This window comes from Undibacterium paludis (assembly GCF_022568815.1).
In the GTDB taxonomy this organism is placed as follows: domain Bacteria; phylum Pseudomonadota; class Gammaproteobacteria; order Burkholderiales; family Burkholderiaceae_D; genus Undibacterium.
This window is the reverse complement of the sequence record NZ_JAKZHX010000025.1, coordinates 27,723-42,586: the sequence shown is the minus strand read 5'-3', so window position 1 is coordinate 42,586 and position 14,864 is coordinate 27,723. Positions and strand designations below refer to the sequence as shown.

The window sequence follows — 14,864 nt, the reverse complement described above, 5'->3', positions numbered from 1 at the left end:
GATGCCGTTGTACTGGATGCTGGTCTTGCCATTGGCGGTTTGTGCTGCCAGGCTGGTGGACAAGTCTGTCAACTGGGTTTTGTTGTCAGCAAAGCTGAATGGCGGTGCGGCTTTGACGACGGTGTCACCTTGCTGGAGGTTGTTGACGTTCTTGCTGCTGCCATAGGTGGCCTTGCCATGGGTGGAGCCACCATTGAAGGTGAGCTGGTTACCGACAATCAGTGACGCACCCTGGTAGTTCTTTTGGGTGGTGTCCATACTAAAGGCGGAGACATTGAAGTTGTGGCCTACAGCCATGGTACCGGCGACTTCGCCACCTGTGGCGGTGTAGTCATTGAAGATGAAGGCGTTGAACTGCCCTGCCAGGCCAAGGTCAGCACTGGTGAGTGCCGGTGGGGCAACGGCGGTGACGGTGATGCTGACAGTGGCGAGGTTGGAATCGACCTTGCCGTCGTTGACTTTGTAGCTGAAGCTGTCACTGCCTACATAGCCTGCGGTGGCTTTGTAGGTGAAGCTGCCATCGGCATTGAGGGTGACGGTGCCATGGCCAGCGGTGCTGATGAGTTTGCTGGTGAGGCTGTCGCCGTCAATGTCTGTACCCTGTGCCTTGATGAGGATGCTGGTGGCATTGTCAACGGTGATGCTTTGGTTGCTGACCACGGGGGCGTCATTAACAGCCTTGATGTTGAGGCTGACGGTGGCGACGTTGGAATCAGCCTTGCCGTCGTTGACAACATAGCTGAAGCTGTCGCTGCCGTTGTAGTTGGCGACCGGGGTATAGGTCCAGCTGCCGTTGGCGTTTTTAGTTACTGTGCCGTGGGCGGGCTGGTTGGTGATGCGGACTGTGAGTACATCGCTGCTGTCGGCATCGCTGGCGTTGCTGAGCAGGTTTAATGTAACGGTGCCGTCCTCATCAAGGCTGGCACTGCTGTTGGTGGCCACGGGCGCATGGTTGGCAGGTGGCGTTGTGCCAGGTGCGTTAGTGGTGGCCGGGGTGAAGTAGTGGTAGGCGTTGATTTGTACGCCTGAGTTCCAGTTATTGACAATGACATTGCCATTGATGGAGCCCGTACCACCATTGACACTGGCACCTGGGGCAAGGATGTTGCCGTAGATGCTGGTGTTGATGCTGAAAGTGGTTGCCGTGCTGAGGTTGAACAGGGTGTTATAACCATCAAAGGCGTCTGTGACACCGCCATCAAAGCCGGTGTCGCCCATGATATTGACGATAATGCTTTGGCCTGGCTGGATGTTCTCCAGATGGGTGTAACCAGCGCTGGCAAAGTCGGCACCACTGACGGTGAAGACTTGTACTGCAGATGTACCGTCACCAGTGAAGGTGAGGCCGCCGTATTGCAGGACGACGGTGCCGGTGACAGGCTGCTTGGCCAGATTGGTGCTGAGGGTGGTCAGTTGTGCCTGGACATCAGCAAAGGCAAATGGCGGGGTGCCCTGGATGACGTGGTCATCAATCTTCTGGCCATAGGCGTCCTGGTGGTTACCGTAAGTGGCTGTGCCATTAATGCCACCGTTGTGATCGACTAGGTCATTGCCAACGATGAGGGACAGGCCGTTGTAAGGCAGGTTCAAATCATTGACGCTGTAGTTGCTGACGTTGAAGTTATGGCCAACGGCAACAGCCCCCTGAACGTCACTTTCTGTACCTGTGAAGTCATTGAAGGCAAAGACGTTGAATTTGCCAGCTATGCCCAGATCAGCATTGATGCCTGACTGGGTCACGGCAGCTACGCTGATGCTGACGGTGGCAATGTTGGAATCAACGCTGCCATCATTGACAACATAGCTGAAACTGTCGCTGCCGCTGTAGTTGGCGACGGGGGTATATGTCCAGGTGTTGTCTGCGTTTTTGACCAGACTGCCATGGGCTGGCTGGGTGGTGACGCGTACTGTCAAGACATCGCCAGTATCCACATCACTGGCGTTGGCCAGCAGGTTGATGACTTTGTTGCTGCCGCTATTCATGCTGATGCTTTGGCCTGTGAGGACTGGGGCATCGTTGACGGCAACGACGTTGATGCTAACGGTAGCGATGTTGGAGTCAAGCGTGCCGTCATTGACGACGTAAGCAAAGCTGTCGCTGCCATTGTAGTTGGCTGCTGGAGTGTAAGTCCAGGTGCCGTCTGCATTTTTGACCACGGTGCCGTGTGCTGGCTGGGTGGTGATGCGGACAGTCAGGGTATCACCATCGACATCGCTGGCTGCAGTCAGCAGGTTGAACCTTGTTGGGCTGTCTTCAAGCAGGCTGACGCTTTGGTTGCTCAGCGTTGGTGCGTCGTTGACTGCTGTGACGTTCAGGCTGATGGTGGCGATGTTAGAATCAACAGTGCCATCATTGACGACATAGGCAAAGCTATCGCTGCCGTTGTAGTTGGCCGCCGGGGTGTAAGTCCAGGTGCCGTCTACGTTCTTGACCACGGTGCCATGTGTCGGCTGGGTGGTGATGCGCACAGTCAGTACATCGCCATCAACATCATTGGCAGTAGACAGCAGGTTCAGAACTGCTGTGCTGTCTTCTGCCAAAGTACGGGACTGATTTGCCAGTAGTGGCACATCATTGACTGGTGTCACGTTCAGGTTGACGATGGCGACATTGGAATCGACAGCCCCGTCATTGACCACGTAGGCGAAGCTGTCGCTGCCGTTGTAGTTGGCGGCTGGGGTGTAAGTCCAGGTGCCATCTACATTTTTGACCAATGTGCCGTGCGCTGGCTGGGTCGTGATGCGGACTGTCAATACATCGCCATCAACATCTGTTGCGGTGCTCAGCAGGTTCAGCACTGTTGCTGTGTCTTCTGCCAATGTACGAGACTGGTTGAGCAATACAGGAGCGTCATTAACAGGCGTCACGTTCAGGCTGACAGTGGCGACGTTGGAATCAACAGCCCCATCATTAACCACGTAGGCGAAGCTGTCGCTGCCGTTGTAGTTGGCCGCTGGGGTGTAAGTCCAGGTGTTGTCTGCATTTTTGACCACTGTGCCGTGGGCCGGTTGTATCGTGATGCGGACTGTTAAAGCGTCACCATCGACATCTGTTGCGGTGCTCAGCAGGTTCAGTACGGTTGGTGTGTCTTCTGCCAGGCTGATGCTGCGGCTGTTGACGACCGTGGCATGGTTGACGTGCGTTACATGCAGGCTGATAGTGGCTTCTTGTGAGTCAAGCTGGCCATCGTTGAGGATGAAGCGCAGGCTGTCGTCACCGTGGAACAGTGCATCTGGCACGTAGGTGTAGCTGCCGTCGGCATTGAGGCTGAGTTTGCCGTGGGCTGGCTGGGCGCTGATGCGCACACTCAGGGCGTCATGCTGGGCATCTATACCATAGTCTGCCAGGCGTATGGTGATGCTGCCGTCTTCTTGCAGTTGCAGGCTGGCGTTAGTGGCCACGGGGGCGATGTTGGCCGCCTGGACGTGGAAGTGGACAGTGACGCTGGCTGAGTTGGCAGTGCCATCATTGATATGATAAACGAGACTGTCTTCGCCGCTGTAAGTGCTGTCTGCGGTGTAGACCCAGGTGCCGTCAGCATTGACGACCAAATTGCCATGGGCAGGCTGGGTGTCGATGACAGCGCTGAGTTTGTCCTGGTCGACATCTGTTGCGGCTGGGGCCAACAGCGGGTCAAAGCCATAGGCTTTGCCTGCTGTGACGTTGGCATCAAGATCACCAGCAACAACGCTTGGTGCGTGGTTGACGTGGTTGATGGTCAAATGCACGGTGGCGATGTTGCTGGTGTTGGCGGCGATGTCAGCAGCGGAACCTGTGCCCTGCCCTACATCTACACCTGCGACCGTGTAGCTGTACTGGAAGCTGTCTTCACCATGGAACAAGGCTGCCGGGGTGTAGCTGATGCTGCCATCTGCATTGACGACCAGGCTGCCATGGGCAGGCTGGGTAGTAATGTGCAGTTGTGGTACTGCCGCAGGTGTGCCGAACAGGTCGTTGCTCAAGGGGTTGAGGACGACGGTCTGGTCTTCATTGCTGATGATGGTGTCATCAAAGGCGACAGGCTTGCTGATGAGCTGGATGTCGCGCAGGCTGACATGGCTGTTGCCAACACCAAAACCGAGCAGGTCGAAGGACAGCAAAGCAGGCGTTGCCGCAATGGTGGCACCATTGGCCATGCCTTGTTGCAGGTCAATGTAGTAGGTGGCACTGCCATCTGGGTGCATGACTTTGCGCACGGTATTGGCCAGACGTTCTGTACCATCAGTCTGGATGTTGAGCAAGGCGTCACTATGGCTTAAACCATCTGTACCCACAAGAGCGGCACCGGTGTTGGCGTTGAGCAAGGCGACTTCGAAGGCGTCTTTAGGGCCAACTTCTTCACCATCCACCAGGCCATTACTTTGCAGGTCCTGGCTGCTGATGGTGAAGGACAGGTAACGGTCACCGGGTTGCAGCATGAAGGACTGCGACAGGTGGGCGTTGGCGGATGTGCTTTCGCCTAAGGTCACGCCACCTTGCGGAGTGGTAGCCACACTACCTGCGGTTTGCCAGCCTGTGTTCAGATTGTTGCTGAACGTGGCTACGGCTTGCGCTGGCCTGAACTGGGCAACAGTGCTCACTGGCGCAGGGTTGGTCATGGTTTGCCAGACTACTGGCTCGCCATTAGCATTGCCTGCCGGATTGGCAGCCAGTTGCGCACGCAGTTTGGCAATGTCGCTGGCGCTAGGCAAGCGGCGTATGCCGGGAGCAATGATGCCGTCCATGGCTTCGGTTTCGTCGCTGGTGTCACCCAAACCGAGTACGTGACCCAGCTCGTGGATCATGACGGTTAACAGGTCCAGCTTGCCTTCCGCTGGGCTGCCTGGTTTGGCGGTGAATTCATTGGGGATGCTAGTTGCGGTGAAGTCCGTATTGCCTGCAGGATCTGGATCGACATACCAACCCCAACCAGCTCCACTGGCTGACAATAAAACAGAATCAGAAGATGTTTGAGCAACTACATTTTTCTCTAGACTTTGAATTTCAATATTAACATCATTAATTTTGATTGCATTAGCGCCGTTGCTAATCCAATAGTTACGCGCCATGGTTACCACATCATTCATTCTCACATCTTTAATTAACGAAATGTCTTGAATTTCTCCTTCAAAAAATACCTTTTGATTCTCTTTATATTTATTATATTCAAAGGTATCTGGAACGCTCGATACATACTTAACTCTCGTTGCCTCTTCAGGAGTTAAGCCATAATTTCGAGGACGTCCCTGAGCATCCATGATATCGAGATACATAGACCCTGGATCTAATAAGCCTTGTTTGAATTGAGCTAGTTCAACCGCATTCATGAAAGCAGTATCAATTACCACCGTAACTTTTTTATCACCATCTAATTTCTGAACTAACTCTCCAAATACTGACTCAAGATTCTGAAATATCGAAGCCGGGTTATAAGAAGTAGGTGCAGGAGTTTTAACATCAATGATGAGGTCTCTATCGCTCTTGCTCACGTAGTCCTCTCTGCGCCCGGGCGAATCTTTGGCCGGACGTTCAAAGTTGGATTCTTTTGGAAGCATTTTTGAGTCAGAAAGAGTCTTTTCGTAAGCTAGGATACCCATCGCTTCCAAGTAGCCTTTTGCAGTCGTACCATTATTCTCCTTAGCTAAATCTCCAAAATCAGCATGTGTTTTGTACTCAGATGGAAGTTTCTTAAGAATATCCTCCATATTCTTTTTCTCATTTCCCCTGAGCTCTTCTAAATCTTTAAATAATTGTTCCTGTCCACCAGGCTTGAAATCTTCCTTGCCAGCTCTATCAAACGCCCCATCAACGGGGCCAGCCGATGAGTAGTCATCGTTGTGTACCCATACACCGATATCACCAACATAGTATGTATGAAAACCTTCAACTTCGAAATTGTGAACTCGCGTTTTATACGCACCTCCCAAAGCCAGAGGTATTTCTTTAAACGACGATGTATTCGACATGCTTATGACATCGTCATTTACATCTAATACTGTGCTTTCCCCAGTTACACTATGCTTAGCAACAACAATATTGCTGAGCTGTGTATGATGCACTTTGCTTGAACTTTGCACTAAAGCAACAGATCCATCTGCCAGTTCTAACTCACTATCAGGTGTAAGAGCTTCGGCCACAATCCAGCCTTGCCCGTCGACCCAAAATGGGTGCGTACCGGTAGCAATCACGTAACCAATACTACCGTCATCTGCCCTTATAAACTGCACGAAATATACTTCTCTTTCTTCGTGCACGAACGTAGTTATTACCCTTCGATAAGCCAGTGAGCCACGTTGTTCCGGCTGCGACAAAACAAAGTCACCTATGCGAACATTTTCTATCTGCATGAGGCCGTGTTTAGTGTGTACCAGAGTGCCAGGAACGAAGCATGCCTTGTATTCAACAGAGCCATCTTTATTAATTTCCAGAATACCATCGCACTCTTTAACGAAGTCGCTCTCCGCCACGATTTTCGTCTCTTTAGCTGATTCTTTAATTTTCCCTTCCGCGTCCCTCTTTGTTGCCTCCATAAGATAGCTTTTGGCTCCTTCTGGATCAAATTCAATGTCGCGCATGGCAGATTCTTTAAACGTGCCACGTTTCATTTGTTCAAAATCTTTTGCCATTTCCTTCAAGGCAAGTTGAAGTTCGCGGTTACGCACACTCTCTGTCAGTTTTGTCCGACCCTGCATCAAGCTCATGGTTTTGTAAGCAAAGAGTCCTTGTATGCCTGCTGACAGAGCATCATCGTAATTACCCTGGATCAGTTGTGAGGAGACACCGTAAGCAGTTCTGGCAGCAATCACACCAGGAATAGATTCAATAATGCCTTTCGCAAGGTGATTAAAGACGCCGAGCACCTCGTGATTATCCAATCTTTGCTCAAGTTCAGTCAGTGCTGGCAATGATGGGGCAACGCCTGTTATCAACCCTTCTATACCACCAACAACGCGATTGGCGACCCCGATACTGGCCACCCCCATAGAAACAAAGCCCGTAACTAGCGACTCACTGGCACCGGCGACGTTGGCGAAAATTTTGCCAACCACACTGCCATTTTTATAATCGTAGTCCACATTGGCAAGCGTCTCTTGAGCCTTTTTCATTTTTGCTTCGGCATCAGGATTGTTTTTTCCAAAGAGTTTGTCCCTTGAAAGTCTCAGCCCATTACCGAAATATGACATTTGCGCCATCATACGCATCTGAAAAGTATTCCAGGTGCCATTCGTTCTGATTTTGGTATCAGGTACAGGTTCTTTAGCTTGCTCAGCAATCTTATTGACTTCAGTATAGACACTGGGTGCCAGTTCTTTTAAGTAAGGGACATTCTGCAAAGTAATTGACGGTACTTTACTGTCCGAATAAGAAGCGACGTCATAGATGAAACCAAAAAGCGTGCCATTTTTTTCCTGATCATAGCGCGCTGGTTTCACTTCCTCAATTTGATCTGGATCGAGTGCCCTGAGACGATCAATAGGCACTGACAGCTTGCGCCCGGCTTCTTTTGCATTCAATGCTGCCTGAACCAGTTGGCTCGCATTCCATACAAATAATGAGCTGTACATCAGGTCGGAGCCGCGATTATTTGTGTAGTGACCTGATGTATCTTCGACCCAGGCATTTGCGTACAACATGCCATTCTGGTCTAGCGTTAATTGATTGAATGCGACACCTGGCGTAGGTGTGGTTGCGCCAAGATAGACTGGATCGCCGTCTTTACCAAACGGATTTTCTATCACACCAATTTTCCCGCCTATTTGCTTATCCCTGGCGAAATTATGATCACCATCAAAGTGAATATCATTGAAGATGAAGTTGTAGTCAGCTACCAACGCATATTGCTTGCCCTCGTAGTTAAGAATAATGACATCTGCGGCACGCTGAATATTCTGCTGATCTTTACGCTCAAGCCAGAACTGATCTGACAATTTGGGCGTCAGTTCGGGGTCAACGATAGTGGCTTTGAAACTGAGGTTTCCTGTATCTGCGTCTGTGGCAAAAGTAATGCCTGCGAGACCATGATGTACGTCTTTGGAGTTGGATACCAGGAATTGTCCACGTTTTTCTCCACTGGACACAAACAATGGCCCTTTGCCCCAATAATTGTTAGGGTATTCGGAGCTTTTTACAATATTAATGTATGAAGCACTGACATCGCCAATATCTGAAACACCAGACAAATCAAGTACAACCACATTACCTGGTGACATACCAAATGTATTCACAAGCGGTATGGATGAGGTTGGTGCAGTAAGGGCCAAGTAACGCCCGCTATTAACTGCCATGCCCAGGAAACCCAATGGCGCACTGACACTAGGCAGACTAATTGTCTGTTGCAACTTAAGGAATTGATTGCCTGATGTGTCGATATTAATGCGGTTCAAGGCACCGCCAGCATTTCCATAATTACTGCCCTGAGCAACGTAAAGCCAGCCGTCGTTGACCACCAAACTACTGATCGGTGCTCCGCCACCCTTGACAACGTAGGTGGCAACTATATCTTGTGTTTCAGTGTCAAGCACATAGATTTTACCGTGCCTGCCTGCGATGAAGGCCAAGGTACTGTCATCATTGAAGACAATTTGCTGGGTATAAGAGCCGCTGACTTCGAGTGGATTACCAAGATTATCTTTTTCCAGTTTTTTCAGGAAAACTGGTTGTGGATTTTCACCTGGGTTGAAAGTAGTTGCTGGCTGGAAGATATCAATACCACTTGTTGTGGTTACAAGTATGTCTTTGGTTGCGGTTTTAGGCGCTGCACCTACCAGTTTGCTGTACACAGGTGCGAGTACTGCGTGAGTGTTATTGAACATGTCACGCAACGCTGCCTGGGTCATTTTTTCAGGCGATGTTGGTTGCCCCGGCTTATCAGGCTTGCCGGGTTTGTCTGCTTTGGCGGTATTAGGGCGATCATTGCGTCCTGGCAATCGACGCGTACCTATCTGCAGTTCTTCATTCATGATATTGCTATCACTGCCATCCCCACCTACAAAGGCTATTTTTCCAAGCTGTTGAAGCATGGTGGTAAGCAAATCAACCTTACCATCAGCCTGCCCGCCAGGTGCTGCCAAATAACCATTCAAACCAACGTCATCCAGGTAGTTGGCGTCTGAGCCTAATTCTGTATTGGTGTACCAGCCCCAACCTGCACCGTTAGCAGAAACTTTTATTTTGGTTCCATTTGTAGATCCCAGTTGATTGCCATCATAGTTCTGAATTTCAAGTACAACATCCTTAAAAGTTTCTGCTGGAACACCAGCATTGATCCAGATTTGCTCAGCTGTCTGCAAGACAGTCTGGGCTTCGTTCGTGGCAAGTGTGCTTGCATAGGCATTATTGCCGCGGGTTGGAGCGAAGATTACTCCAAGACCATACATGGAGCCTGATGCTCCGCCATCCTCACCTGGTGGTACTTCTTTTGTAAAATCTTGCTCTATATTTTTGTACCAACCCGGTGGCAAAGATGCGACGGGCGAGCGCTCAAGATATATATCATGCTGTGAAAGCGCCACACCTTTTGGCAACGTAATTTGAATCATGCCATCGCCTTGAGGTACAACTTCAAATGGCTGCCAAATTAAACCGTTTACAGGATCTGTGCCTGGCTCTGTCACTTTATCCAGTTGATCACCTGTTGGAACCAGCCACAGTTTCAGTTTGACATTCCCTGCAGCTTGCCCAGGCGGAATAAAATTCACTCCACTTACTTTTAGCAGTCGTGTTTCTGGGTTGTATTCCAAGTTGGTAATTGCTGGCTTATTCAATGGCAAACTCGGTGGCAAAGGTATAGCCACATTAGAATTTGGCACGAAAGCTTCTTTGGGTATTTGTAATTGATACGAGCCTTCGATGGTGAATCTCATCGCAGTTGGCCTCAATCCCGCAAAAAGACTCAAAGCGGAATTTGTCATCGTTTCTGACGGTGTCACAGCAGCATGAGCAGCCATACTCCAAATCGCGGTGAAATCCATGAAAGCGGCACCAATTTTTTCGGCACCCGTCTGATAATTGACCTCACGCGAACTGGTCACCATTATTTTGCCTTGTGCGGAAACCCCTTCGTATGGCTGACTTGCGGTATGTGCCAAACCGTCACTACCAATTACACCATCGTCCATCAACCACCATGTTTTGTGGCTAACACCATTTTCATCATTGATCGTACCCTCTTGCCAAAACATGACGGGGGTACCCACCGCTAAAGTTGTTGGCTGACCAGTTTGTGGGTCGACAGGGCCTTTGACTTTCACTGCAAGTTGAATAGGCACATTGGTAACTTGACCACGTAAATCAATAGTAACGGCACCCACCGCATTGAGTACATCAGGCGCAGGGAATGGCATATCGATGTCGCTCAAATTCAGCGTTTTAATCGACGCAACAGTATCTTTGAAAAGTGCATTCGCCCCTATCATCAAGGTGTTGCCATCAACATCTTGCGTCACCACGCCATGATCAACTGTTGCGACTGTTGGGCCAACATTTGCTGGCCGGACACGTAATGCCAACGTTCCTTGCAGTCCACCACTAATGACTGTGATGGTTGCAACTCCACTCGCCTTTGCTGTAATCAAACCATCTGGTGAAATATCAGCAATTGAGGGATCGCTAATAAAATATCTGGTTCCTGCTGCAGCGAAGCGGATATCAGTACCCAGTGTTCTATCAGAAAGTGTATGAACGTCAATCTGACGTTGCCCTACCCCGGTTGGTAAATCAATAGTAACAGGGTAAACATTGATTTCGTTGCCATAACGGTCGAGGCTTGGTGCTTGAGGGCTGCTGCCCACCGTGATGACATTTTGTGTAGTTAACCCGCCTGATGAGATGCTGATGACGGCGGTGCCCCTTGATTTGGCGCGCAGAATACCATTGGCATCAATATCAACAATATTGGTATCGGAGGATCGCAAAGTCACCAGATTACCCGTCAGCAGCACGTCTGATTCATCCGCAAAATCGCCATATACTTGCAATACATTTGCGCTGCCCAATTTCATGGACGGCAAACGGGTTACGTAGATGTTGCGCAAGGGTGCTGCGCTCACATTGACTTTGACGGTGATAGGGGCGCTAACAGCAAAGCCGTCATCTGCCTGCAGCGAAATTGTTGCAGGACCAGAGTAACCAAGGGCAGGATTGAACACGATGGACTGGCCATCTGCGCTCATGACTGCTGTACCGTTAGCGGACCCTGTTATGTGCCAGAAAATCTGGTCGCCCTCATAATCCTGCGCAATGGATGCCAGGCTGATGGTCGTAGGCATGCCTACGTGTGTTGAGAACGCTACTGCAGATTGTGCTGTGGCAACCGGAGTTTGATTGACCTTCCAATCAAACATGGTTTCAAGTATCTGGCGGTCCGCCGCGTTAACCTGGCCATCGCCATTAATGTCTGCATTGACAGTATTGCTGCCATTGACAGAAGTCGCCTGGGCGTATAACGCACTATCGAGTCCATCAACATTACCATCATGATTCAGATCGCCCGCAACTGAAACATGCACTGATGCGTTACCAGAACCATTTAATGTCAGCAGTTTCATACCTGCTTGCGTAATACGCACCAGCGTGGTGGTTTTGCCATTGGCATGGCTACTACCAAGAACGGTAGCATCACTCACGCTGAGTTGAACATCATTACCTTCGGTTTCTATTGCCAATATGAGGTGCCCACTTCCGCCTGGTGTTCTGACGGTGGACGCAATTTCGCTCTCACGAACGATATAGCTGAGATTGACAGTGCCGCCATTGAGGGCGCCTGTCCAGTTATTGCTGGTCTGTCCTGCACCTGCCGTCCAGTTGATGGATGATCCCAGGCTGGCCGTGACAGGAGCTGTAACAATTTTACCGTCGTCATGGTAACCAATTTGCTGACCACGATCAGCGCTACCGAGGCTGCGGGCAAGTATCAGTCTTGCATCGCTATCGTATTGGTAGCCTATGCTTGTGCGCCCTGCTAATGTAGTTCCACTCACTTGCGTGATTTGTCCCTGAGGATTGCGTGTGAACGTTATTCTGTCGCTATCGTTGCTGCCAGCAGAAATCAAGGCTATACCTGAGTCGCTGACCTGCCATTGCTGACCATCTTTAAAGTCAATGCGCTGAATCTTGCCATTCACGTCTAGTTGATAACGTGTGCCATCGGGACTGATCAGTGTATAAGCCTGAGGTTGCCACGGGAGGCCAGTTATTTGATCAAATAACTGTTGGCCTTGACGTTGTAAAGTGACAGGTCCACCTATCAAGCCATTTTGTATGGCAAGAGTCGTGGCTTGCAATGTCCAGCCCTGAGCATTACTAAATACGGGATGCAATACACGAGGGGCATTGGCAACAACATTGCCCGACTGGAGGGTTTCGACGCTGGTACCCAGAGTAAAGCTGATAAATTGATTCGCTGAGTTTGCCACTCCAGTTTCGCCAGGCATTTGCAGCCACACGCGTGCGCCTTCTCGCCAAGGTGAGGCTGCGCCGTTAAGGTCAGTATTGAGCTGATCATGGCTCAGGTGGGTGTCGAGTATGTCCAAAGACCAGTTACCAAGGTCATTCACTGTGCTCTGCCCTGCTACCTGGTTCAGGCTGCGGTTGAGGGCGAAATTATGCTGACCCAACTGGAAAACAGCATCGCTCGCATTTGCTTGTGACAGTGTTTTTTGCGCAGAATCTATGATGATGCGGCTATTGATTTCTGTCGTTTTACCTGACAAATCCCAAGCAACCAAACGTAACTGGTAAACACCATTGACGAATTGAGCAGGGTCTAGCGTTGTCAGGTCTAATTGCGCATCAAGCGACTGGGCTGATGTATCTGCGCTGGACAGGGTGGTCCACAGGCTTGTGTTTGTCTGGATAGCTGCGTTCGCGCTTGCTGGCGCGATTTGTAATTGCCAGCCCATGAGCTGGGCATCACTGATGCGCGCCTGTATGAGTTTGGCCTGAGTCATGCTGACCGGTGCGCTGTTATTGCCTTGCAGTGCACCGCCCCAGCTCACTACGGGTGCGCTGGTGTCTTGCGGATCACGTACAAACAGGGTTTTGGTGTAAACCTTGCTAAAGCCATCTACGTCGATTGCTGTCACTTGCAATTCAACCAGCCCAGCTTGGGCCGGACTGAGTTTTACGCGACCGCTGGCATCAAGGCTGACGTCAACCCAGCTGTTCCAGCCTGTGTGGTCTGCTGTCTGGGTACGCATCTGCGCATGTATCTGGCTAATGTCGGTGTAACTTGAAGCACGAACAGTCGCCAGCACGGTTTGCCCAGGCAAGACTGGCGTTGATGGAGTCAGGTCAACCAGTACGTCTGGTTGATTGGCAGTAGCATCTGCAACGACACGCAAGGTGAAACTTTGCGTCACGGTAGTCTGACCATCACTGATGCGTACGGTTACTGTGCTATCCCCGATTTGCCCTGCACTTGGCACCCAATTCAATTGCCCGGTTTGTGCATCGTAACTGGCGCCTTGAGGCAGGTTGTCAAAGGCAACAGTCAGTGCCTGTGTTTGCGCCTGACCATCTGCATCAGTAATGCGTATGAGCTTGCTACCTGCGTTGACGGCAGACGGATTACCGCCGCGAACAATTGGCAGTGTGAAGGCTTGCCCAACAACCATTGCATGATTAGCTGCCCAGATTTGCGGGGCACGATTGGCATCAAGCACTCGTACCTGAACACTGGTAGTAGTAATGGCCTTACCATCGCTAACCGCAAAACGGAAGGTAAATGCCTTGTCTTTGGTGTTCAGGTTATTGACTGTGTCACTATCTGGAGTCCATTCAAAATAACGGCTTTGCTCATCAAAATAGACACCTGCTGGCGTATTTTCATCACGCAGCAAACTTACTGTAGTGATATCGCCATCAATATCCAGGTCATGCAAGGCGAAAGACAAGGTATCGCCTTCGCGTACCAATTGCAGCGGCATCTGCTGGATTTTTGGAGCAATGTTGACATTGGCAACGTTGATGTTTAGCAGGTGCTCGGCATAGGCAGAGCCATCGGTGGCACGTATGTTCAGTTTGTAGCTGCCATTCGGCAAGCCTGCGCTGGACTTTTGTGCGGCGAGCATATCGGGCGTCCAGCTCAGGATCAGGCTGGTCTGACCATTGTTGCCTGGTTGTGCCTGCATACTCATGCCTTCTGGCATGCCGTTGACAGTCCAGTTCATGGCGTCGAAATCGCTGTCCCGGACCAGCAGAGTGACACTCATTGGTATGCCTTCGCTGGCATTGATGTTGCTGCCTGTCAGACTGGTGCCGGTCATTTGTGCGCCGCTGGCTTTGACTTCCAGCACTTCTGGCGCGCTATTGGCCGCACGTACGACGATGCGCAGGTCGGTGATGACGGTATTTGGTTTTGCCACAAAGTCTTCTGGCAGTGCGATACCGCTATTGGCTGGCGGCAGGCCACTGTCGGTCACTTCCAGGCTGATGTCATGGCCGCCGATTTGATCTGCAGTGGGTGTCCAGACCAGCCAGGCCTGGCCGTACAGGGTGTCGCGTATTATCTGCGCACCTGCAGGTAAGCCTTGGGCGGTAATGGCGAGGGCGTCCTGGTCAGCGTCGCTGATGCTGATAGGAATGCGCAGCTCTTGCCCTGCAACGGCGACCGAGCGTGGTGCGACGGTGACGACTGGTGGTTCGGTCAGGCTGGTGGCAGACAACACGAAGCTGGTGCTAGTTGCCATTGCCTTGCTGACATCACCACCGCCATCATTCGTTGCAGTGATGATGATGTTGTAGTCTTGCCTTGTATTGGGTCCTGGAGCAAAGTGGAGAACTGCCCGAGCATTGCTGCCTGTACCAGTCTGGGTGAAGGTGGCAAAGCGTGGCAGGCCGGTGACCGACAAGGTGACAGATTGGCCACTAGGATCGACGGCTGTAA

1 protein-coding gene (only partly in view) is annotated in these 14,864 nt (G+C 50.9%); it reads right to left on the bottom strand.

All coding sequences use genetic code 11. The features are described from left to right. Nucleotides 1-14,864: part of a tandem-95 repeat protein coding region (locus tag LZ463_RS27710; RefSeq protein ID WP_241459564.1), annotated on the bottom strand (this coding region is incomplete at its 3' end). 23,650 nt of the annotated region lie beyond the right edge of the window; the window shows 14,864 of its 38,514 annotated nt.